Annotated in this window: 18 protein-coding genes and 2 pseudogenes; 10 read left to right on the top strand and 10 right to left on the bottom strand. The window is 71.1% G+C overall.

The features are described from left to right. Positions 1-179: 179 nt before the first annotated feature. The 3 genes from hmgA to WJ438_RS31955 all read left to right on the top strand — a co-directional run bounded on the left by hmgA (position 180) and on the right by WJ438_RS31955 (position 3614). Positions 180-1511 carry a homogentisate 1,2-dioxygenase gene (gene hmgA / locus WJ438_RS31965; RefSeq protein WP_406728302.1) on the top strand — a complete coding sequence of 444 codons (1332 nt, stop codon included), beginning with the start codon at positions 180-182 and terminating at the stop codon, positions 1509-1511. A 92-nt stretch (positions 1512-1603) separates the two neighbouring features. Further along, complete coding sequence (locus tag WJ438_RS31960; RefSeq protein ID WP_406728301.1) at positions 1604-2353, top strand: GntR family transcriptional regulator; 750 nt, start codon at positions 1604-1606, stop codon at positions 2351-2353. A 25-nt stretch (positions 2354-2378) separates the two neighbouring features. Beyond that, positions 2379-3614, top strand: coding sequence for a type ISP restriction/modification enzyme (locus WJ438_RS31955; RefSeq protein WP_406728300.1), 1236 nt, complete (start codon positions 2379-2381; stop codon positions 3612-3614). Between the two features lie 267 nt (positions 3615-3881). Here WJ438_RS31955 and WJ438_RS31950 read toward each other — a convergent pair whose 3' ends face one another. The 3 genes and pseudogenes from WJ438_RS31950 to WJ438_RS31940 all read right to left on the bottom strand — a co-directional run bounded on the left by WJ438_RS31950 (position 3882) and on the right by WJ438_RS31940 (position 5609). Further along, complete coding sequence (locus WJ438_RS31950) at positions 3882-4145, bottom strand: hypothetical protein (RefSeq protein WP_406728299.1); 264 nt, start codon at positions 4143-4145, stop codon at positions 3882-3884. Positions 4146-4267: 122 nt separating this feature from the next. Continuing rightward, positions 4268-4675: pseudogene (locus WJ438_RS31945) on the bottom strand (anti-sigma factor); the annotation flags it as partial. A 127-nt stretch (positions 4676-4802) separates the two neighbouring features. Then, positions 4803-5609, bottom strand: coding sequence for an SGNH/GDSL hydrolase family protein (locus WJ438_RS31940; protein ID WP_406728298.1), 807 nt, complete (start codon positions 5607-5609; stop codon positions 4803-4805). 903 nt (positions 5610-6512) lie between these two features. Between WJ438_RS31940 and WJ438_RS31935 the strand changes: the two genes are divergently transcribed. The 4 genes from WJ438_RS31935 (at position 6513) to WJ438_RS31920 (ending at position 10311) form a co-directional block, all read left to right on the top strand. Further along, positions 6513-7256 carry a glycosyltransferase family 2 protein gene (locus WJ438_RS31935; RefSeq protein ID WP_406729871.1) on the top strand — a complete coding sequence of 248 codons (744 nt, stop codon included), beginning with the start codon at positions 6513-6515 and terminating at the stop codon, positions 7254-7256. Next, on the top strand, positions 7253-8320 hold the full coding sequence (locus WJ438_RS31930; RefSeq protein ID WP_406728297.1) for a glycosyltransferase family 2 protein: 1068 nt from the start codon (positions 7253-7255) through the stop codon (positions 8318-8320). The genes WJ438_RS31935 and WJ438_RS31930 overlap by 4 nt, the downstream gene beginning before the upstream one ends. A gap of 1 nt (position 8321) precedes the next feature. After that, positions 8322-9122 carry a polysaccharide deacetylase family protein gene (locus WJ438_RS31925; RefSeq protein ID WP_406729870.1) on the top strand — a complete coding sequence of 267 codons (801 nt, stop codon included), beginning with the start codon at positions 8322-8324 and terminating at the stop codon, positions 9120-9122. A gap of 94 nt (positions 9123-9216) precedes the next feature. Beyond that, positions 9217-10311 carry a DUF5925 domain-containing protein gene (locus WJ438_RS31920; protein ID WP_406728296.1) on the top strand — a complete coding sequence of 365 codons (1095 nt, stop codon included), beginning with the start codon at positions 9217-9219 and terminating at the stop codon, positions 10309-10311. Positions 10312-10321: 10 nt separating this feature from the next. On the opposite strand, the gene WJ438_RS31915 is transcribed toward WJ438_RS31920, so the two are convergent. Continuing rightward, the gene (locus WJ438_RS31915; RefSeq protein WP_406728295.1) at positions 10322-10690 is read right to left on the bottom strand and encodes a GntR family transcriptional regulator; all 369 of its coding nucleotides are present in this window, start codon (positions 10688-10690) and stop codon (positions 10322-10324) included. A gap of 71 nt (positions 10691-10761) precedes the next feature. On the opposite strand from WJ438_RS31915, the gene WJ438_RS31910 reads away from it, so the two are divergent. Both WJ438_RS31910 and WJ438_RS31905 read left to right on the top strand, forming a co-directional pair. Further along, positions 10762-11691: a GNAT family N-acetyltransferase gene (locus tag WJ438_RS31910; protein WP_406728294.1), complete on the top strand. Its 930-nt coding sequence runs from the start codon at positions 10762-10764 to the stop codon at positions 11689-11691. Further along, positions 11672-12172, top strand: a complete 501-nt coding sequence (locus tag WJ438_RS31905; RefSeq protein ID WP_406728293.1) for a DUF402 domain-containing protein — start codon at positions 11672-11674, stop codon at positions 12170-12172. Before WJ438_RS31910 ends, WJ438_RS31905 begins: the two co-directional genes overlap by 20 nt. 25 nt (positions 12173-12197) lie before the next feature. On the opposite strand, the gene WJ438_RS31900 is transcribed toward WJ438_RS31905, so the two are convergent. From WJ438_RS31900 to WJ438_RS31875, 6 genes and pseudogenes are all read right to left on the bottom strand, one after another. Beyond that, a complete protein-coding gene (locus WJ438_RS31900; RefSeq protein ID WP_406728292.1) occupies positions 12198-12815 on the bottom strand; it encodes a class I SAM-dependent methyltransferase in 618 nt (205 codons plus the stop codon). A gap of 317 nt (positions 12816-13132) precedes the next feature. Beyond that, the gene (locus tag WJ438_RS31895) at positions 13133-13996 is read right to left on the bottom strand and encodes an esterase/lipase family protein (protein WP_406728291.1); all 864 of its coding nucleotides are present in this window, start codon (positions 13994-13996) and stop codon (positions 13133-13135) included. 388 nt (positions 13997-14384) lie between these two features. After that, positions 14385-15431: pseudogene (locus WJ438_RS31890) on the bottom strand (S1 family peptidase). 520 nt (positions 15432-15951) lie between these two features. Further along, the gene (locus tag WJ438_RS31885; RefSeq protein WP_406729869.1) at positions 15952-16935 is read right to left on the bottom strand and encodes an SPFH domain-containing protein; all 984 of its coding nucleotides are present in this window, start codon (positions 16933-16935) and stop codon (positions 15952-15954) included. A gap of 244 nt (positions 16936-17179) precedes the next feature. Next, positions 17180-18088, bottom strand: a complete 909-nt coding sequence (locus WJ438_RS31880) for a S1 family peptidase (RefSeq protein ID WP_406728290.1) — start codon at positions 18086-18088, stop codon at positions 17180-17182. Between the two features lie 346 nt (positions 18089-18434). Continuing rightward, the gene (locus WJ438_RS31875) at positions 18435-19604 is read right to left on the bottom strand and encodes a DUF5685 family protein (RefSeq protein WP_406728289.1); all 1170 of its coding nucleotides are present in this window, start codon (positions 19602-19604) and stop codon (positions 18435-18437) included. Between the two features lie 290 nt (positions 19605-19894). Here WJ438_RS31875 and WJ438_RS31870 point away from each other — a divergent pair, with 290 nt between their 5' ends. After that, a complete protein-coding gene (locus WJ438_RS31870) occupies positions 19895-20332 on the top strand; it encodes a cell division protein SepF (protein WP_406728288.1) in 438 nt (145 codons plus the stop codon). Positions 20333-20360: the final 28 nt, after the last annotated feature.

Raw genomic sequence — 20360 nt, 5'->3', positions numbered from 1 at the left:
GGGTGCGGACTCCCGAATCCCCCTGGAGTCGGGTTCCCTCGTCCTCTGTCGAGAAGAGGGCGCGGCCCGGGGGCGGGGACGGCCGCGACACGCGGAACGGGGTCGTGCGGCCCCCTTGCGCTGGGGAAACCGCAATCCTATGGTATCGCATAGGAATCGCACGCAAGGGAGCAGCGAAGATGAGCGGGGACGCGCGCAAGGCCGCCGAGGGACTCGACCACCTCTCCGGGTTCGGCAACGAGCACAGCTCCGAGGCGGTCCCGGGCGCCCTGCCCGAGGGACGCAACTCGCCTCAACGCGTGCCGCTCGGGCTGTACGCGGAGCAGCTGAGCGGTACGGCGTTCACCGAGCCGCGGGCCAGCAACCGCCGCTCCTGGCTGTACCGGATCCGCCCGTCGGCCGCGCACCCGGCGTTCACCCGCACGGGCAACGGCGCGATCCGCAGCGCACCCTTCACCCAGACCGTGCCCGACCCCAACCGCCTGCGCTGGGACCCGCTGCCCGCGCCGGCGGAGGGCACCGACTTCCTGGCCGGCCTGTGGACGCTGGGCGGCAACGGCGACGTCACCCAGCGCACCGGAATGGCGGTGCACCTCTACCACGCGACTGCCTCGATGGACCGGGTGTTCAGCGACGCCGACGGTGAGCTGCTGATCGTCCCGGAGCAGGGCGGGCTGCTGCTGCGCACGGAGTTCGGGCTGCTGCATGTGGAGCCGGGACACATCGCGCTGATCCCTCGTGGGGTGCGCTTCCGCGTGGAGCTGCTGGACGACGCGTCCGACGGCGGCCCGGTGGCCCGCGGCTATGTGTGCGAGAACTACGGTGCCCCGTTCCGGCTGCCCGACCTCGGCCCGATCGGCGCCAACGGACTGGCGAACGCACGGGACTTCCGGGCGCCCGTCGCCGCGTTCGAGGACGTCGAGGGCCCGGTGGAGGTGGTGAACAAGTTCTGCGGCAACCTCTGGTCGGCCACCTATGACCACTCCCCGCTGGATGTCGTCGCCTGGCACGGCAACTATGTGCCATACGCCTATGACCTGCGCCGCTTCAATGTGATGGGAACCATCTCCTACGACCATCCGGACCCGTCGGTCTTCACGGTGCTGACGTCGCCGAGCGACACACCGGGGCTGGCCGGGGTGGACTTCGTGGTGTTCGCGCCGCGCTGGCTGGTGGGCGAGGACACGTTCCGGCCGCCGTACTTCCACCGGAACGTGATGAGCGAGTACATGGGCCTGATCGAGGGCGCCTACGACGCGAAGGCGGAGGGCTTCGTCCCGGGCGGCGGCTCGCTGCACAACATGATGTCGGCGCACGGGCCGGACCGGGAGACGTTCGAGCGGGCGAGCGCCGCCGAGTTGCACCCGCAGAAGATCGACAACGGTCTCGCCTTCATGTTCGAGACGCGCTGGCCGGTGTCCCTGACGCCGCAGGCGGCACGCGCGGAGCACCTGCAGGAGCGCTACGACGACGTGTGGCAGGGCCTGGAGAGCCACTTCCGCGCGCTGTGACGCGGTGCCGCCTCCGGGGTGCCGCAGCAAGGGGTGTCGAGGCCTCCGCGGCTCGCATTGCACTGAGCGTTCCCGACCGATACGGATAGCCCGTGACCTCCTTCGCGCCGGATTCGATCGTCCTGAACCGCAAGTTGCCGCTCTGGTACCAGGTGTCGCAGTCGCTGCGCGCATCGATCCTCGGCCGCTCGCCCCGGGACCCGCTGCGCCTGCCCACCGAGGAACAGCTGGCGGGGCACTACGGGGTGAGCGTGCTGACCATGCGGCAGGCACTGAAGGAACTGGAGGACGAGGGACTGATCACGCGGCACCGCCGGCGCGGCACGTTCATCGAGCCCGACGCCCGAAGGGGCGCCCCGGTACGCCTGCTGGGCTCGGTGGACGCGATCGTGGCCCAGCAGTCCGGCATGACGACCGAGTTGCTCGAGCACGGCACCGCGCCGGTGCCGGCCGAACTCGCCGAACACTTCCCCGACCTGGAGGAGGCTGCGGCCTACCACCGGCTGCGCAGCGACGAGAAGACCGGCGAGCCGACCAACCACGCCCGCAACTACGTCCGTCCGGAGATCGCCGCCCGCATCGACCTGGAGGATCTGGTGCGCTGGCCGATGACCAAGGTGCTGCGGGACATCGTCGGGGTGGACATCAGTCGCATCACGGACATCGTGGAGGCGCGGCTCGCGGACCCGGAGACGGCCCGTCTGCTCCAGGTCCCGCTGCTCAGCCCGATCCTGCACTACACCGGCATCACGTACGACACCACCGGCCGGCCCCTGGACGTGGCCGTGATCAACTACCGGGGCGACCGCTTCTCCTTCACGGTGACCCTGGAAGCCACCTGATCCGGTCGGCCCCTCAGGCCGTACGATGCCCAGCGTGACGCATGACGACGCTCCGCTGCTGGCGGACCTCATGCCGTGGTCCGTCGCACCGCCGCGACTCGGCCGGGGGTGGCCGGCGGCCCCCGACCCGGCGGCTCTGAAGGCCCGTTGGGATGCCCTGCTGAAGGCCGTGGGGCCCGACCGGGAGGCCCTGTTCCAGCCGACGCGTTCGCGGACGGTGCACACGGCGGTCGGGCAACTGCCGGGCCGGTCGGGCGGAACGGAGAAGCTGGCGCGCGCCTCGGGCCCGTGCCCCGAACCGGTCCGGGTGCTGCACTCCCCCTTCGACGAGCAGTGGCTGATTCCCGACCAGCGGCTGATCGACGCGGCCCGCCCCGAACTGTGGCGGGTGACCGACGAGCGGCAGATCTTCGTCGTCGAGGCCACCGCGGGGCGGAGCGGACGCACTCGGGGTGAACGCGCCGGGAGCGGTGAGGCCGGCGCCGACGACCCCGCCGGTCCGCTGCTGCTCGCCACGTCCCTGCTGCCGGTGCTGCGCCCCGGCCGCATCCGCCCGCTGTACCGCCGGCCCGGAGGCGCGGAACCGAACCTGGCCCCGGCCCTGTCCGAGCACCTCGCGGCACGGCTCGGCCGGAAGGCTCCGGCCGTCGACGTGCTCGCCTGGGCGATGGCCGCGGTGCGCACCGGACCCGGCGGGCTCACGGTGCCGCTCACCGGGGACGCCGACGTGTGGACCGCGGGCGTGGAGGTGGGCCACCGGCTGCTGTGGCTGATGCGGCGCGACGGGGAGCGCCCCCGGCTCCCGGGCGGACGCCGCCCCTACGTCCGGGCCCCGCTCCCCTCCCGGCCGCTGACCGTGCGCTACGACCCCGACGAGGAGGCCCTGTTTCTCGACGAGGGCCGCATCTCACCGGTGCCGACGACGGCCTGGGAGTTCGAGGTGGCCGGGGTCCGGGTGCTGGAGCGGTGGTGCGCGGCCCGCACGGACGGGGCCGACCCGGGCACCCTGGACGCGATCCGTCCGGCCGTCTGGCCACAGGCCTGGACCTCGGAGCTCCTGGAGCTGATCACGGTCCTCACCCTGATGGCCGAACTGCGCCCGCGTCGACTCGCGTTGCGGGACGGAGTGGCGGTCGACCCGATCACGCCGACGGAACTGCACCGGGCCGGCGTACTCCCGGCACCGAGATCCGCACACCGGCCCGCCTCGGTACTGGACGCCCACGAGGAGGGCCCGGAGGGCCAACTCGCTCTGCTCTGACGCGCCGGGTGACGGCGCCCGGACGGCGGCCGAGGCGGATGCGACGGGTGGGGACACGGTGGGACCGACGGAAATCAACACACCCCAGAGCGCTGCCGGGTGGGTCGGGGTGCCGGAAACCCGGAAGAGGGGTGAGGCCCAGGGTCGGGAGCGTGGTCCGGGAAGGGGACGACGTGCTGGTGCTCGGGGTGTGCGTCGTGTGCCGTGGGGGTGACAGGGGACGCGCGCGGTGCCGCGCCAGGACGGTGGGTCCGTCCGGGCGCGGGTCTAACGACTGCCGAACAGGGAGCGGCGCAGTCGGCGCAGCGGGGCGAAGAGCGAGACACGGCTCGTCCGTGCCCGCACGCCTCTGGTTCCTCGGTCGCGTGCGGTCAGCTCGCGCATCAGCGACGTCGCCTCGGCCGTCTCCCGCTGCGGGACGGCGGGTCCCGCCAGCACCGAGAGGTGGCGGTCCAGGCGTGCACTGGTCGCGCTGCTTCCACAGGTGATCGCAGGGACCCTGGCCCTGCTGTGCACCGTTATCTGTTCCATGTCACTCCCCACCCGTACGAGTCCACCCCGGGCAGGGTAACCCTATCGCCCCGTACGGGCACTCGTGTATCGCGGTCGCAGGATTCACCTTCCCTGTAAGGAGGTTGACGAACACTCGACGATTACTCTCCGAATACGACCCTTTTCAGGGCGAGTTGGACGACCGGCTGGGTGATGGGCTGCGATGATCCCCCGTCGGGCTCGACGGTCACGGCGAGTGACGTCACGGATTTATCGAGGTCGGAGGCGACCAGAGGCGTGTCGGCCTCGAAGAGCCCGAGGGAGCGCGGTTCGGTGCCCGGGCGCATGAGCCGCAGCTGGCGCACACGTCCGTTCGGCGGGTTGCCGTATCCGCCGAGGGTGACGACCGCGCTCCCCTCCGATGCGGAAGCAGTCACTCCGATCGTGCCGCCCCGTACGTCCCGGCCGCTGCTCGCGCGGGCGTCCGGGGCCGCGAGAACGTGTGCGATCTCACGTGAACGGTCCCGTTCGGCGTTCAGTTCGCCCTGGGTCCGGTCCGTCTGGACGGCGACGCCCGACTCGGTGCCGTTCTCGGTGACGTGCGAGACGGAGACCCCGTCGGACGGGGTCTCCCCCTCTCCTTCCGGTTCGGTGGCCGCTCCCTGAGCGGGCGGCCCCTGAGGTCTTTCGTTTGGATCAGGCCGCGCTGTTGAGCACCGGGAGGTAACCGCCGGACTGGCCGGCCGCCTTCGGGTGGTAGGAGTCGCCGATGTTGAGCCAGTTCACGCTGTGCAGCCAGGAGTTGCTGGAGCAGATCTCGTGGCCGACGAAGGGGGTGCGCACGTCGCCGAAGGTGAAGGCGTGCGCGCGGGCGCGCTGGGCGATGGTGTTGGCGAGAAGGTCGGCCGCGTCGTTGATCGCCTTCCGCTTGGTCTCGGAGAGGCCGACGCAGGAGGTGCCGAGCTGGTAGAAGCGGGGGTAGCCGAGGACGACGACATGGGCGTTCGGGGCCCGGGTGCGGATGGCGGAGTAGACGCTGTCGAGGCTGCCGGGCAGCGTCGATTCGACGTACGCCCGTGCGGTGGCGATCCGCGAGAGGCAGGTGCTTTCGGACTGAAGCACACAGGTCGTCATGACGTCGGCGAAACCGGCGTCATTGCCGCCGACGCTGATCGAGACGAGTCCGGTGGCGGTGCTGAGCGGGCCGAGCTGCCCGGAGAGAACGTCACCCGTTCGAGCGCCCGAGCAGGCGGTGAAGGCGAAGGACGAGGGTGAGTTGGCGGCGGCCCAGAGGTAGGGATGGGCCTTCGTGCTCCGCTTGCAGTCGCCGCTGGAGCTGATGTAGCTGCCGGCTCCGACGCCGGAGGAGTAGGAGTCGCCGAGCGCCACATAGCCGCCGACGGCGGCCTGTTGGGACGCCTGCGCCGTGGCGGCCCCGGTGAGGGCGGTCGCGACGGCGAGGAGGAGCGAGCCGAGAAGGACGGAAAGCCGGGAACGTCTCATGGAACCTCCCATAGGGGGATCTCTGCAGCAACTTTCATAGCAACTACGCGCGTTGACTGGAAGTGTCCATGCCAAAACTGTGACTTCCCCTAAGTCCGCGTGGTGTTGTCATCTCGGGCTGCCGACCGGGAACACCTGTTCAATCCCGGACGAATTCAGGCCTTAGGGCTGTTCGGGCCTTGACGCCCACAACGGGCTGCGCCACATTGAAGCCCGGCATCCGACGCTTCGGGGGGCAAAGTCGGCCATGCAGACCATCCGCAACAACACGTCTCCACCGATGCCTTCCGCAGGACCCGCCGACCCAGGACCTGTCGGCCGGTCTTTCGGAAGGCTTTCCTCGCGTGGACCGGGACCTTCCGGCCGGAACCGTGCGGTCGCCCCCGAGACGCGGTTGCGTCCGAGCGCCACGGCGGCATGCCGGTGGTCCGGGAGCGGCCAGAGGCGCACGTAACAGTCAAACCAACAAAAACGTGAGATCCGACTCCAGGTCTTGCCATACGGGTTCAATCGTCAATACCGTCACACATTGCAATACATCTCACTCGCATCGGTCCGTCAGTACGCGGCTCCAGGGGAGGGTTCAGGACTGCGACGAACCGAGACGGGGCGCGGTAGGGGGGTGCCGTGCTCGGTGACCGCAACGGTGACCGAGCCGTGCCGCGCGGCCGGCTGCCGCATTCTGCGGCCGGTCAGTTTTGCCAGCTCACCCGGCGTGCGCGGAACTCCGTTCTGTCGTGGCGCGGGTGAGAACCCCCCTTCGAACCGGACGAACAGCCGGGCCACCCGGGGGTGGGCGGCCCACCGGACGAGAGGGACCAGACTCATGAGTTCCGTTCTGCAGCCGGCGACCGCGGACGAGATCCGCCGGCCACCGGAAAATACCGGCCCGTCTCCTCGCACCTGGCCATCGCACCGCCGGTGAGCGTGGTGATACCGGCCATGAACGAGGCGGAGAACCTGCCGTACGTCTTCAAGACGCTTCCCGACTGGATCCACGAAGTGGTCCTGGTCGACGGCAACTCCACCGACAACACCGTCGAAGTGGCCCGCGAGTCGTGGCCCGACGTCAAGGTCGTCGAACAGCGCGGCAAGGGCAAGGGGGACGCCCTGAACACCGGGTTCCAGGCCTGCACCGGCGACATCATCGTGATGGTCGACGCGGACGGCTCGGCCGACGGCAACGAGATCGTGTCGTACGTCTCCGCCCTCGTCTCGGGCGCCGACTTCGCCAAGGGGTCCCGTTTCGCCAACGGCGGCGGCACCGACGACATGACCTTCATCCGCAAGCTCGGCAACCGGGTCCTGTGCGGTGTCGTCAACCGCAAGTTCGGCGCCCGCTACACCGACCTCTGCTACGGCTACAACGCGTTCTGGCGGCACTGCCTGGACAAGATCGACCTCGACTGCACCGGCTTCGAGGTCGAGACCCTGATGAACATCCGGGTCGTCAAGGCCGGGCTGAGAGTGCAGGAGATACCCAGCCACGAGTATCTGCGCATCCACGGCGCGAGCAATCTGCGGGCCGTGCGGGACGGGTTTCGCGTCCTCGGGGTGATCCTCGGGGAGCGCTCCAACCGGCGTGCCCTGCGCCGCCGTCCGCATCACTCGCCGCTGCTCGAAACGGTCCGGGGGAAGGTGTCTTGAGCGCTCCCGGCATCCCCGGTGTCCCCGGTGACACCGGGAACACCGGCATCTCGGTCGTGATCTGCGCCTACACCGAGGACCGCTGGGAGGACGTCCTCGCGGCGGTCGCCTCGGTGCGGGCGCAGTCCCGGCCGGCCCTGGAGATTCTGCTGGTCGTGGACCACAACCAGGTTCTGCTGGACCGTCTGGGCAAGGAGTACGAGGACACCGACGACGTGCGGGTGCTCGCCAACGCGGGCCCCCGCGGCCTGTCCGCCGGCCGCAACACCGGCATCGCCGCCTCGCGCGGTGGGATCGTCGCGTTCCTCGACGACGACGCCGTGGCCGAACGCGACTGGCTCGGGCACTTCGCCGAGGGCTACGCCGATCCGCGTGTGATGGCGGTCGGCGGGCGCACCGAGCCCGTCTGGGCGTCGGGCAGGCGCCCCGGCTGGTTCCCCGAGGAGTTCGACTGGGTGGTGGGCTGCACGTACCGGGGTCTGCCGCGCGGACGGGTGCGGGTGCGCAACGTCCTCGGCGGCAACGCCTCCTTCCGGCGCAGCGCCTTCAACGCCGCGGGCGGCTTCGCCACCGGTATCGGACGGAACGGCGACAAGCGCCCGCTGGGCGGGGAGGAGACGGAGCTGTGCATCCGCCTCAGCCGTGCCCGGCCCGACGCGGTCCTGCTGATCGACGACCGCGCGGTGATCCACCACCGGGTGCCCCAGGTGCGCGAGCACTTTCGCTACTTCCGCACCCGCACCTACGCCGAGGGCCTGTCCAAGGCGCTGGTGGCACGGAGCGTCGGCGCCGGGAAGGGGCTGGAGTCGGAACGCCGGTACACCACGCGTGTCCTGCCGGCCGGGGTGGTACGGGGGTTGCGCGACGCCCTGCTGACCCGGCCGGGTGGTGCGGGACGCGTGGGTGCGATCGTCGCCGGGGTGCTCACGGCGGCGGGCGGATACGTGGTGGGGAGCGTACGGGCCCGGTGGGGCGGGGTCACGTTCTCCGTGGTGGACGTCGGCGGCGATGTCCGCCGTGCCGGGGAGCGCCGGGGCGGGGAGCAAGGGGGTGCCCGTGGCTGACGTGGCTGACGAACGCGTCCCGATCCTCATGTACCACTCGGTGGCCACCGACCCCAACGACGCCACCCGCGCGCTGTCCGTGACCCCGCAGGCGTTCGCCGAGCAGATGGCGGTGATCGCCGAGCGGGGTCTGACCCCCGTCGACACGGCCGAACTGGCGGCCTGCTGGCGCACGGGACGCCCGCTTCCCGAGCGACCCGTCCTCGTCACGTTCGACGACGGCTACGAGGGCGTGCACCGGCACGCCCTGCCCGTGCTCGCCCGGCACGGCTTCCCGGCCACACTGTTCGTCTCCACCGGATGGCTCCGGGGGCCGCACGACACCGGCGGCGGCCTGGACACCATGCTGGACTGGGACCAGGTGCGCGAACTGGCCTGCGCAGGCGTGGAGATCGGCGGCCACAGTCACAACCATCCACAGCTCGACCAGCTCGACGACCGGCGGCTGCGCTCCGAACTGATCCTCTGCAGGGAGATCGTCTCGGACCAACTGGGCCGCGCACCCGTCTCGTTCGCCTATCCCTACGGTTACTCCAGCCGCCGGGTGCGGGAGGCGGTGCGGGAAACGGGGTACGCGCAGGCGCTCGCCGTCGGCAACGGTCTCGCCCGCCGAGCGCAGGGACCGTACGCGCTGCGGCGGGTCACCGTGCGCCGGTCGACGGACACCGCCGAGTTCGAGCGGCTGGTGGAAGGCCGGGCCCTCACCCGCGTGTTCGTCCGGGACCAGGCCCTGACCAAGGGGTACGCGGTGGTCCGCCGGGCGCGGCACGCGCGGCGGCTGGCGGCGCATGTCCGACAGTGACAGGGCCCGGCCGGACCGACCACGGCCCCGGACGCCCCGCGCGCCCCCACGGAAACCGGGTGCGCGGGGCGCCCGTGTGACCGATCATGGCGGCATGCCTGCAGATCCGCGCGACGCCCTGCCGATCCGGCTCAACGTCGACGACAGCGACTCCCCGTCCGACGTCGTCGACGCGCTGTTCCTCGGCCGTTTCGCCACGGGCGAGCAGCCGTTCTCGCACGCGGTCACCATCGACCGCGTGCGCTCCGCCGCGACCCTGCTGCCCACCGGTGCCGAGGTGCTGCGGGTCGCCCGGGACGACGACCGGAGCGCCACCCTGGCCGAGGGCGACGGCTGGACGCTGCTGATCTCCCGCTGGAACCGGGGCGCCGACGTCACCGTCACCGCGACCACCGCCGAACTCGCGGCGAAGATCCTGGACGAGGCGACGGACGGTGCGGCGGACGAACCGGAACCGCAGCCGGAGAACGTGACCATGGGCTTCTGGTACGTCTCCCCGCGCCGCGGTCCGCACCGCACGACGCGGCGGATCTCCGCGGGCACCTGGGACGAGATCCGGCCCAACTACACCGCGCCGGTGGCCGACGCGATGGACCGCCTGATGCAGACCACGCCCGAGGACATCGCGGGCCGGCTGCTCCTGCTGCACGGCCCGCCGGGCACCGGCAAGACGTCCGCCCTGCGCACACTGGCCCGTTCCTGGCGGGACTGGTGCCAGGTGGACTGCGTCCTGGACCCCGAGCGGCTCTTCTCCGACGTCGGCTATCTGATGGACATCGCAATCGGCGAGGAGGACTCGACGGGCAAGGGGCGCTGGCGGCTGCTGCTGCTGGAGGACTGCGACGAGTTGATCCGCGGCGAGGCCAAGCACACCGCCGGCCAGGCGCTGTCCCGGCTGCTCAACCTCACCGACGGCCTGCTCGGCCAGGGCCGCAACGTCCTGGTCGGCGTCACCACCAACGAGGACCTGGAGCGCCTCCATCCCGCCGTCGTCCGCCCGGGCCGCTGCCTCGCCCGCATCGAGGTGGGATCGCTGACCCGGGCGGAGGCGGTGAACTGGCTGGGCCACGAGGACGGCATCGGCCGCGAGGGTGCCACCCTGGCCGAGCTGTACGCCCTGCGCCGGGGCACGTCCCCGACGGCGCTGCCGGAACCGCGTGGGGAGGCGGAGGCAGGGCTGTACCTGTAGCCGCCCGCGGCTACCCCCCGTAGGCCGCCCGCAGCGCGTCCCGTGCCGCGGCCAGGGCCGCGTCCTCGCTCAGCCCGAGCCGTCGCACCCGCTCCGCGTAGGCCTGGGCCGCCGACGCCGTCTCCCGCTCCGCGGCCGAGCCCGCGGCGGCGACGAACGTGCCGTTGCGGCCGCGGGTCTCGATCACGCCGTCCGCCTCCAGCGCACGGTAGGCCTTGGCCACCGTGTTCGCGGCGAGGCCGAGCGTCTCGGCCAGGCCCCGCACCGTCGGCAGCCGGTAGCCCACCGGCAGGGCTCCCGACCGTGCCTGCTCGGAGATCCGCGCCCGCACCTGCTCGTACGGGGGCGCGCTGTCGTCGATATGGATCTTCAGGGTCACGTCCCGATTGTCCCGCACCCCGCGGAAAATGAGAGGCAGCCCCCGCGCGTCCCCCCGTAGCGTGCGCCCTCATGGCCATCATCGTGCGCGACCTGCGTCCCGAAGTCCGAGCCGACGCCGAGGGGTTCTCCCACGTCCGCAGGCTCGCCATCCCCTTCATGCTGTCCACCCCCGAGTCCGTGCTGCACCATCTGCGGCACTCCCACCCCGACGCCCACTTCGGGCAACTCGTCGCCGAGGAGGACGGGGAGATCATCGGCACCGTCCAGCTCAGCCTCGCCCACGACAGCCCGGAGCCCGGCCAGGGCTCCGCCAACGTCTACGTACGTGCGGACAGGACCCGGCGCGGCGCCGGGTCGCTGTTGCTGCGCACCGCCGAGGAGCGTCTGGCCTCCCTCGGCGTCCACAAGGTCTACTCCTGGGTCCTGGACGCGCCGGACAACCGCGCGTTCGCCGAGCGGCGCGGCTACCGTGCGAGCCGGTCGGCGTACTTCCTGCGGCTGGATCTGGCCGGCGGCACCCTGCCGCCGCTCCAGGATCCGCCGCCCGGCGTCGAACTGCGCACCGGCGCCGACTTCGCCGACGACCCGCATCCGCTGTTCGTACTGGACGCGGAGACCTCGTCGGACGAACCGAGCGACATCGACACCGAGTTCGCCGACTACGACGTCTGGCTCGAGGAGACCTGGCGGCACCCACTGCTCGACCCCGCCCTGACCACGGTCGCGGTGGTCGACGGCAGCCCCGCCGCCTTCACCGCGGCGTACACCGACGGCGCCGGCCGCTACGGCACCGCCATGACCGGTACCGCCCGCGCCCACCGCGGCCGGGGCCTGGCCAAACTCGCCAAGAACACCTCCCTGCACCGCGCCCGCGCCGCCGGGTACACGGAGGCGTTCACGGGCAACGACACCGGGAACGAACCGATGATCGCGATCAACAAGTGGTTCGGCTACGAGATCTGTGCGACGGAGGTGCGCCATGTCCGCGAACTGGGCTGAGAGCCCCGCACGCGTCGAGGTCGTCCTCGTCAAGGCGGGCCGCACCAAGATCAGATACCCCGCGGACCTCCTCTCCGACGACGGCACCCGCGTCACCGTGCGCGCGCCCTGGGCGGGCGACGGCACCCGCGACTTCGGCTTCGTCCGCTTCGAACCCGGTGACGTCTTCACCGAGTACTACTGGCGCGACCGGTGGTACTCCGTGAAGGAGGTGCGCACCGCCGGGGGCACCCTCAAGGGCCACTACTGCGACATCACCCGCCCGGCCGTGCTCGCCGGTACGGAGCTGGTCGTCGAGGATCTCGACCTGGACCTGTGGCGCTCCGCCGACGGCACGGACGTACGGCGCCTCGACGAGGACGAGTTCACGGCGAGCGGCCTCACGGAGACGGACCCGCGGGCGGCGGCCGCCGCCGTCGCCGCCCTCGACGAACTGGAGGCCCGAGCCCGCGGAGACCGCTTCGACGCGCTCCTGAGCTGAGCAGGCGGGCCCGACCGGGCCCTCCTCACTCCGGCATCGCGACCACCACGTACCGCTCGTCGCCCACCTCCCTCCCCCACAGCGCCACCTCGTCCGACAGCCCCTCGACCCGCACCTGTCCGGCGAACGGGGTGAGGAGCGAAGTGAGCCGGTCCGCCGGTATGCCGACCGGGCTCACCGTCCCCCAGACCCCCTCCACCAGCACGAGCCGGCCGCCGGGACGCAGCAGCCCCCGCCAGCACCGCAGCACCCGGGCCGGATCGGGCAGCGTCCACAGCACGTGCCGTACGAGAACGACGTCGTAGCGCTGCTCCCCCGTCGGGGGCGCCGCGGCGTCGCCGATGAGGAACACCGCGTCGCGTCCGGCGAGCTTCTCCCGGGCGAGCGCCACCATGGCCGGGGATCGGTCGACTCCGGTCACCCGGTGTCCCTGCTCGGCGGCGAGCAGGGACAGGCTGCCGGTGCCGCAGCCGAGGTCGAGGACATCGCTCGCCCGAGCGGGCAGCCAGGAACGCAGCCGCCCGGCCCAGGCCTCGCGCACCCGGGGATCGCGCAGCCCGTGATCCGGTTCCTCGTCGAAGGCGGCGGCCGCCAGGTCCCAGTCGACACCCACCGTGCCCGTAACGCCACTGTCATCGGTCATGGCGCCAAGCGTGACACCCGCCACTGACAATCGATTCGTGACCGGGGCCACCGCCAACCGGCCCAAGGCGGCCGGTGCTTCGGAGAACCTCGCGGAGACCGGGGCGACGGGAACACCCCGTGCCTGATGGTCGGCGGGGCCGTGGCGCTGGCACTCGGTTCGGCGGCGTTGTCCGCCTCCACCCGCGGCGTGCGGCGAGCGGGCGGAACGGCCACTGACCCGACTCCGCCCGGTACCCGGGGGCCTGTCCGGCGGCTCAGGCCGGACAGGCCCCCGGCGTGCGCGTCACTGACTGCACGTGCCACTGACTACACGTGTCAGCTGAACACCGAAGCACAGGTGGTGGGTCGGGCGTGGGCCGGGTCGAGGGCGTTGGCCACTTCGTGGAAGGCGATCCGGTCGAGCACCCCGATCGCCAGATGTTCGGACAGGTCGAGCGGGCACAGGTCCTGGAGCAGGACGTTGCGTACGTTCGGCCCGCTCAGGTACTGGCTGCGGTACGGGGTGACCACCTCGTCGTACCGGGTGGCGAGGACGGTGTAGCGGACGCCGGGCACGGTGTCGCCGCCCGCGTTCAGTCTGGTGAGGAAGTCGGAGCCGACAACCTGCTGGGCGAGGGCGGGGGTGGTCTCGTTCAGCAGGTCCCCGGCGCCCGGGAAGTAGGGCAGCAGGTTGGTGAGGCCGCCGAGGGTGGTGCCGTGGTTGCTGGGCGCGATCCCGACGAGGGCGCTCACCTCGTCGGCTCCGCCGAGGAACTTGAGGTAGTAGCGGGGCATCATGCCGCCCTGCGAGTGCCCGACGAGGTCCGCCTTGGTGGCACCGGTCGCGGCGAGCACCTTGTCGACGAAGGCGTCGAGTTGTTCCGCGGACCGCTCGATGGGGCCGAGGCCGTGGAAGAAGGGGACACCGTCGAGTTGACCGTAGTCGAGGGAGAAGACGCAGTAGTCGCGGTGCTTCAGATAGGGCGCGAGACCCAGCCAGTTGTCGACGGAGTTCCCGAAGGTGCCGTGGACCAGGACGACGGGGCGGGGATGGGCGGCGGACGGCTTGCAGGTGTAGTCGTTCCAGCCCGAGCTGGGCGAACCCGCGGCGTGGGCGCCGGTGGCGGTGGGGACGGTGACGGCCGCGGCGGCCAGCAGCAGTGCGGCCAGCGGTCTGACCACTCGCTTCCAGGGCAGCATCGTGTGATCTCCTTGCACGTCAAGGGGAGAATGCGACGGCCTTACGCCCTGTGACCCGGATCACGAGGATGTTGTTCACCCGTCAAGTTACGGGTGAGTAGCCAAACAGGGAAGTTACGCGTCGGTAAAAACTTCCAGTGATAGCAGGTGACGTATGGCGCCACCTGGCAAAGCGTCACCAAACAGGGTGAACAGACCCGTTGGGTGCGAGGCGCAGCAGACTTTCGCGCAGTAACCGCACTTTCCCCTCCCCCCAGCACGTCACCCCAAGCCCGTACGGTCTCCGCCACCTCCTCCACCGGGCGGGCACACGAAACGTCCCGCCCCTCGCGCGGAGGGACGGGACGTCCGTGTGCGTACCGCAGGTACTGCCGGTACCGCGGGCGGGTCAGCCGATCTGGGCGCCAGTCACCGAGAGGGCCTCCGTCACCGGCTGGAAGAAGGTCGTACCGCCGGAGGCGCAGTCGCCGCTGCCGCCGGAGGTGAGACCGACCGCGCTGCTGCCCGAGAAGAGCGAGCCGCCGCTGTCGCCGGGCCCGGCGCAGACGTCGGTCTGGATCAGACCGTTGACGATGTCGCCGTTGCCGTAGTTCACGGTGACGTCCAGGCCCGTGACCGTACCCGAGTGCACCCGGGTCGTGGAGCCGCTGCGGGTGACCTCCATGCCGACGGTGGCCTCGGCGGCGCCGGAGATCCCCTGTGTGGAGCCGTCGTAGAGGTTCACCTCGCTCGGGTGCTCCACGTCGGCGGTGTACTTGACCAGGCCGTAGTCGTCGCCCGGGAAGCTGGACGCCTCGTTCTCACCGATCACGTTGCCGGAGGAGTCCGACCACGTGGAAATGCCCTCGGTGCAGTGCCCGGCGGTGAGGAAGAACGGCTCGCCGCCCTTGGTCACGCTGAAGCCGAGCGAGCAGCGCCCGCCGTTTCCGGTGATGGCGTCGCCGCCCGCGATGAAGGTCTTGAACTACTCCTTGGTGCGATGGAGTTCGGCCTTGTCCCCGAGTCCGTCGACGACCTTCGTCAGGGTGGCCCACTCGGCCTCGGAGACCGTGCGGTCCGCGGTGACGACGACCTTGTTGGTGGTCGGGTCGGCCACCCAGGAGGTACCCGGGATGCTCGCGTCCTGCTCGAGGGTGGTGCGCGCGCCCTTCAGCTCGGCGAGGGAGTTCGCCACGACTCTCGCCTTGGCGCCGGCCGACTCGACGGTCTCGGCGGCCGCCTCGTCGAGCACGTTCACCACGAGGCTCTTGCTCTTCGCGTCGTAGTACGTTCCCGCCGCGCCGGCGCCGAGGTCCTCGGCGAGCGTCGAGGCGAGGTTTCCGGCCGCCGTGTTCGAGAGAATCCGGGGCGCGGAGGCCTCCGGGGTCTCGCTGGCGTTCGCAGTCTGGAAGGTGACTCCCGCGGCGACCAGTGCGGCGATGCCCGCACCCGTCACGGCAACACGCCGCCTGGGTACGCGTCGGTGCTTCCACTCACGTCCTCCTGTGGGGGGGACGGTCCGGGAGGTTGCGGGGACCTCACGAACCGGAAGGCGTACGGCTACGGGGGCGGCACACAAAAAGGCCGCACCCCTGCCGGTTGAACGCCGCCTACTGTTCCGAGGCCCACAGAGGGCACACAAGGTCGACTTCAGGACGCGGGTAGGACAACACTCTTGCGCCCGCTATGTCCTGACAGGTCATGGACACGCAGGTCGGTTCGCACTGCAAACGCTACGAGCGAGTAACCCGCAGGATGATTCGGGAGGTCTAGCCCTGGCTCGAATTCGATCCTTCCTGGTCCGAATTCGAGCGGGGCGGGGTGGACTGACGTCGCTCCACCGAGTCCTGCGACGGCGCCCGCACCGGCTTCGCACCGTCCAGAGGCGGCGGCTGCTGCTCCGGTCGCACCTGCCGCGAGTCACGGGAACCACGCGCGGAGCACGTGTCACGCGTCGGTCCGGGGGCGGTCGCGTGTCATGTGTCCGGGGTCGGGGCCGGAGTCGGTTTGCGGCCCGTGTCCGGGGCCAGGCGCCCGAAGTCCGGGGCCGTGCGATCGGTATCCGGGGCTCGGTCCCTGCCCCCGTCTCCGACCCTGCCGCTCTCTCGCCCTGCCACTCCGTCTTTGTCCGCGTCGCCGGTCCTGTGCCGGTCGCTCGGCGATCCGGGTTTCTCGAGGGCGCGTTCCTGCTGCACCGGCTGCTGGGCGGCCCGTTCCAGGAAGCGCAGCAGCTCCACCGGGAAGGGCAGCACCAGCGTGGAGTTCTTCTCGGCCGCGACCGCCACGATCGTCTGCAGCAGCCGCAGCTGCAGCGCGGACGGCGTGTCCGCCATCTGCTGGGCGGCCTCGGCCAGCTTCTTCGACGCCTGGAGCTCGGCGTCGGCGTTGATGACCCGGGCCCGCCGCTCGCGGTCGGCCTCCGCCTGCCGGGCCATGGACCGCTTCATCGTGTCGGGCAGCGAGACGTCCTTGATCTCGACCCGGTCGATCTGCACGCCCCAGCCGACCGCCGGGCTGTCGATCATCAGCTCCAGGCCCTGGTTGAGCTTCTCCCGGTTGGACAGCAGGTCGTCGAGATCGCTCTTGCCGATGATCGAGCGCAGTGAGGTCTGCGCCATCTGGGAGACCGCGAACCGGTAGTCCTCGACGTTGACGAGCGCGGCGGCCGCGTCGACGACCTTGAAGTAGACGACCGCGTCCACCCGCACGGTGACGTTGTCCCGGGTGATGCCCTCCTGCGCGGGCACCGGCATCGTGACGATCTGCAGATTGACCTTGTGCAGCCGGTCCACGAACGGAACGATCACCGTGAACCCCGGGCCCCGCACCTGGGGGCGGAGTCTGCCGAGCCGGAGGACCACGCCCCGCTCGTACTGCTTGACGACCCGCGCCGCCGACATCAGACCGACCGCTCCGGCGGACGCCAGCGTCACTCCCGCCGTCACCAGTTCCTCGACCATCACGGCCCCCAGGGTCCGAAGTGGCGTATCAGGTGATCCCGCGACCGGCGCCGCCCGGCGCGTCCTTGTGTGTCCCTCGAAGGTAACTCCGCGCCCCCACAAGAGCGAGCCCCGCACGGCGGTTGCCGTGCGGGGCTCGTCATGCTGCCGGCTGCGGTGGAACCTGCGGGGGCCGGTGGTACCGGCCGGCCCCGCCCGGCCTCCTGGCCGGACGGCCCACTGGTGGTCCGTCGGCCCTGCAGGCCTAGTAGACGTTGACGCCGTAGGCGCTCAGGGCCTCCGTCACCGGCTGGAAGAAGGTCGTGCCACCGGTACGGCAGTTGCCGCTGCCGCCGGAGGTCAGACCGTACGCGGTGCCGTTGCTGCCGTACAGCGGGCCGCCGGAGTCGCCGGGCTCGGCACAGACATTGGTCTGGATCATCCCGTAGACGATGTCGCCGCCGCCGTAGTTCACGGTCGCGTTGAGCGCGGTGACCCGGCCGCTGTGCGCACCCGTGGTGGAGCCGTCGCGGATGACGGTGGTGCCCACGCTCGGGGTGGCCGCCCGGGTGATGTCCACGCCGTTGGCGGTGCCGGGCTTGCTGACCGAGGAGTTGGTGTACCGGACGATGCCGTAGTCGTTGCCCGGGAAGCTGGAGCCGGCGGTGGAGCCGAGCGTGGTGGTGCGGCCGGAGTTGGCGTACCAGGTGCCCGCGCCGTTGGTGCAGTGGCCGGCGGTCAGGAAGTACTCGGCACCGCTGCTGGCCCGGACGTTGAAGCCGAGCGAGCAGCGCCAGCTACTCGCGTAGATGGCGTCGCCGCCCTGGATCAGCTTGGTGAACTTGCCCGGCGTGCGCTTGATCTGCAGCGCGCCGGCGTCGGCACCGGCCTGCTGCTTGATCTCGGCGATCTCGGCCTGGGACACCGTGCTGTCGACGGTGACGACGACCCGGTTGGTCTTGCTGTCGACGGCCCAGGCGGTGCCCGGGACGTCGGCCTTCAGCACCGAGCCGCTGACGCTCTTGAGCTCGGCGGAGCTGAAGGTGGTGGGTGCTTCGGACGCGTTCGCGCTGGGGATCGCGAGCGCGGCGGCGGCCAGGAGGCCGGTGGAGACGGCGATCAGCCGGGTGCGTCTCGAGATGCCGCTGCGGGGGGTGGTGCGCTTGATCCTCACTTTTCGTTCCTCCACAAAGGAAGTAGGGGGCTCTCGTGGGGTTCGGGCCCGTGAGGCGCAGGCAGGGGCCGGCCGTCCGGATTCCGAACATGCCGTGCTCCTGACAAGCGCTGGGGGTGAGTATTCGGTCGAACGACCGGTCGGCACAAGAGTGCCTTTCGGCCGTCACCCTTTGAACCGGCTGTGCGAGTTGGCCCGCCACACCCCTTGCGCCACCGGCCGACACACCAGCTTCACCATCATCGCCCGCGCCCTGAAGATGGCCGGAAGTCGCCCCTCCGATTCCCCTTCGGATCCCACCGGTTACTTCTACGGAGCCCCTCCGAACGCCTCTCCGGACGCTGGTTCAGCAGTCGCAGCCGCAGTCGCAGCCACCGTCCTCACCGCAGCAGCCGCAGCACTCACCACAACCGCAGCAGTCGCCGCATCCGCCGCAGTCGCACCGGGAGCAGGCCGCGTCCTTGCGCTCCCGGCTCCAGGGGTCCTCGTAAGTGCCGCAGCACATCTGACACGTACATGCCAGTCCCAGCCACACGGCGCAGCCCGCGAGCAGCCCGCGCCGGTCGCGGCGCGGCGGCTCGGGTGGCATCGGACCTCCGGGGCCACCGGGCGTGCCCGGTGCGCCGGGCGGTGCGTAGGGGCCAAAGCCGTGGGCACAAGAAACGGTGTCGAAGGCACGGTGGACGGAGTTGGGCAGTTCATGGACGAGCAGCCGGTGCGCCAGACCGCCGTCGCCGAACTCCACCTCGCGCAGCGCGAGCCGGATGCCGTGCACGGCGTCGTCGGCGAGCCGGCGGGCCTCGGTGAGGGGGGTGCCGGTGGCGGTGAGGGGGTTCCACGCGCTCGCCGCGGCGTCGGCCTCCCGGTCCTCCACGGCGTCCAGGAGATGGGCGAGCCGACCGAAGAGACGCCCGGCCTCGGCGAGCGGCCCGGCATTGTGCGCGCGCCCGGCGAGCACCGCGGTGTGCGCGAAGGCCGCCGCGGTGGCGGTCTCGGTCGGTTCGGTGACGGTGAGGATCGGAGTGCCCGGCCCGGCCAGGGTCTCGATGCCGGTCTGCCGGTCGACGGCGTCGACGAGGACGGCCGTGTCGAACCCGACGCCCGAACCGGTCCGCGCCCCGGCCCGGTCCCAGCTCGCGGCGACGCGGCGCGCGGCGAGCGCCACCGGTCTGCGGGCCAGCAGCCCGTCCCGGTCGGCCACGTGGTCGCGCACCTTGGCGGAGGCCAGGACCAGCGAGACGGCCGCCGCGAGTCGCGCGCCCTCACCGTGCGCGACGGAGGCGGTCCGCATGCCGCGCAGCGGACACGGCCCCGCCGTGCGCCGTCCGGCGTCCGCACGCACCGCCTGAGCCTCCGTCAGGACCGAGAGAAGCAGCCCGTCGTAGTTGGTGACCACGCGTGCGAGCTGCCCGTGGTCCCCGCGCAACGCCAGACACAGCCCGCACAGATGCGCCGTCCACTGAGCCGTGAGTTGTTCACCGAGCCGGTGCCGGCAGGGCCTGAGCATTCCGAACATGACGTTCCCCCGTGGATGCTGCGAAGTGGAGCGGCGGCATCGTACCGACTGCCGCGTTCACTCGTACGCGCCGCTCATCACCCATACGCCGAGAAGAATCATATTTCACTCTTAGTCAGCATCCGCTTCCGTCAAGGCCCTTGGGGGGCTTGGGCTCTCGACGGATCAGCCCTGCACCAGTACCGTCACAAACCCCCCGCGCGGCGTCCAATCACTTGGCGCGCCCTCCGCGTCATGGACGACCATAGGGATGCGGAAAGCAAGAAGGACCGCTGTGAGAGGAGGCGTCCATGGGATCGGTACGCAAGGCAAGTGCCTGGCTTGGCCTCGTCGACGACAACGAAGACGAGCGTTACTACGACGACGACTACTCCGACGGGACCGAGCCGGGGGACGCCTGGGTCACCGATCCGCGGGTCAAGGTGGCCACGGACGTCGCCGAGGAGAAGGGCCGCCGCATCGGCACGGTCACCCCGGACAGTTTCCGGGATGCCCGCGCCATCGGCGAGCTGTTCCGGGACGGGGTCCCCGTCATCATCAACCTCACCGCCATGGAGGCCGGGGACGCCAAGCGCGTCGTCGACTTCGCCGCCGGGCTGATCTTCGGTCTGCGCGGGTCCATCGAGCGCGTGTCCAACCGTGTGTTCCTGCTCAGCCCGGCCGACACCGAGGTCGTCAGCGGAGAGCCCGCGGCGCACCGGTCGGACGGCTTCTACAACCAGAGCTGAGGCAGGGCCGCTCGTCGGCCCTGCCCCC

It is taken from the genome of Streptomyces sp. GD-15H, from assembly GCF_045291515.1.
Taxonomy (GTDB): domain Bacteria; phylum Actinomycetota; class Actinomycetes; order Streptomycetales; family Streptomycetaceae; genus Streptomyces.
The sequence above is the reverse complement of the archived record's forward strand: the minus strand, read 5'-3'. Positions and strand labels throughout refer to the sequence as shown.

Coding starts and splice junctions, on each gene's coding strand:
- hmgA (WP_406728302.1), top strand. CDS start 180: ATGAGCGGGGACGCGCGCAAGGCCGCCGAGGGACTCGACCACCTCTCC.
- WJ438_RS31955 (WP_406728300.1), top strand. CDS start 2,379: ATGCCCAGCGTGACGCATGACGACGCTCCGCTGCTGGCGGACCTCATG.
- WJ438_RS31950 (WP_406728299.1), bottom strand. CDS start 4,145: ATGGAACAGATAACGGTGCACAGCAGGGCCAGGGTCCCTGCGATCACC.
- WJ438_RS31940 (WP_406728298.1), bottom strand. CDS start 5,609: ATGAGACGTTCCCGGCTTTCCGTCCTTCTCGGCTCGCTCCTCCTCGCC.
- WJ438_RS31920 (WP_406728296.1), top strand. CDS start 9,217: ATGCCTGCAGATCCGCGCGACGCCCTGCCGATCCGGCTCAACGTCGAC.
- WJ438_RS31910 (WP_406728294.1), top strand. CDS start 10,762: ATGGCCATCATCGTGCGCGACCTGCGTCCCGAAGTCCGAGCCGACGCC.
- WJ438_RS31905 (WP_406728293.1), top strand. CDS start 11,672: ATGTCCGCGAACTGGGCTGAGAGCCCCGCACGCGTCGAGGTCGTCCTC.
- WJ438_RS31900 (WP_406728292.1), bottom strand. CDS start 12,815: ATGACCGATGACAGTGGCGTTACGGGCACGGTGGGTGTCGACTGGGAC.
- WJ438_RS31895 (WP_406728291.1), bottom strand. CDS start 13,996: ATGCTGCCCTGGAAGCGAGTGGTCAGACCGCTGGCCGCACTGCTGCTG.
- WJ438_RS31885 (WP_406729869.1), bottom strand. CDS start 16,935: ATGGTCGAGGAACTGGTGACGGCGGGAGTGACGCTGGCGTCCGCCGGA.
- WJ438_RS31875 (WP_406728289.1), bottom strand. CDS start 19,604: ATGTTCGGAATGCTCAGGCCCTGCCGGCACCGGCTCGGTGAACAACTC.
- WJ438_RS31870 (WP_406728288.1), top strand. CDS start 19,895: ATGGGATCGGTACGCAAGGCAAGTGCCTGGCTTGGCCTCGTCGACGAC.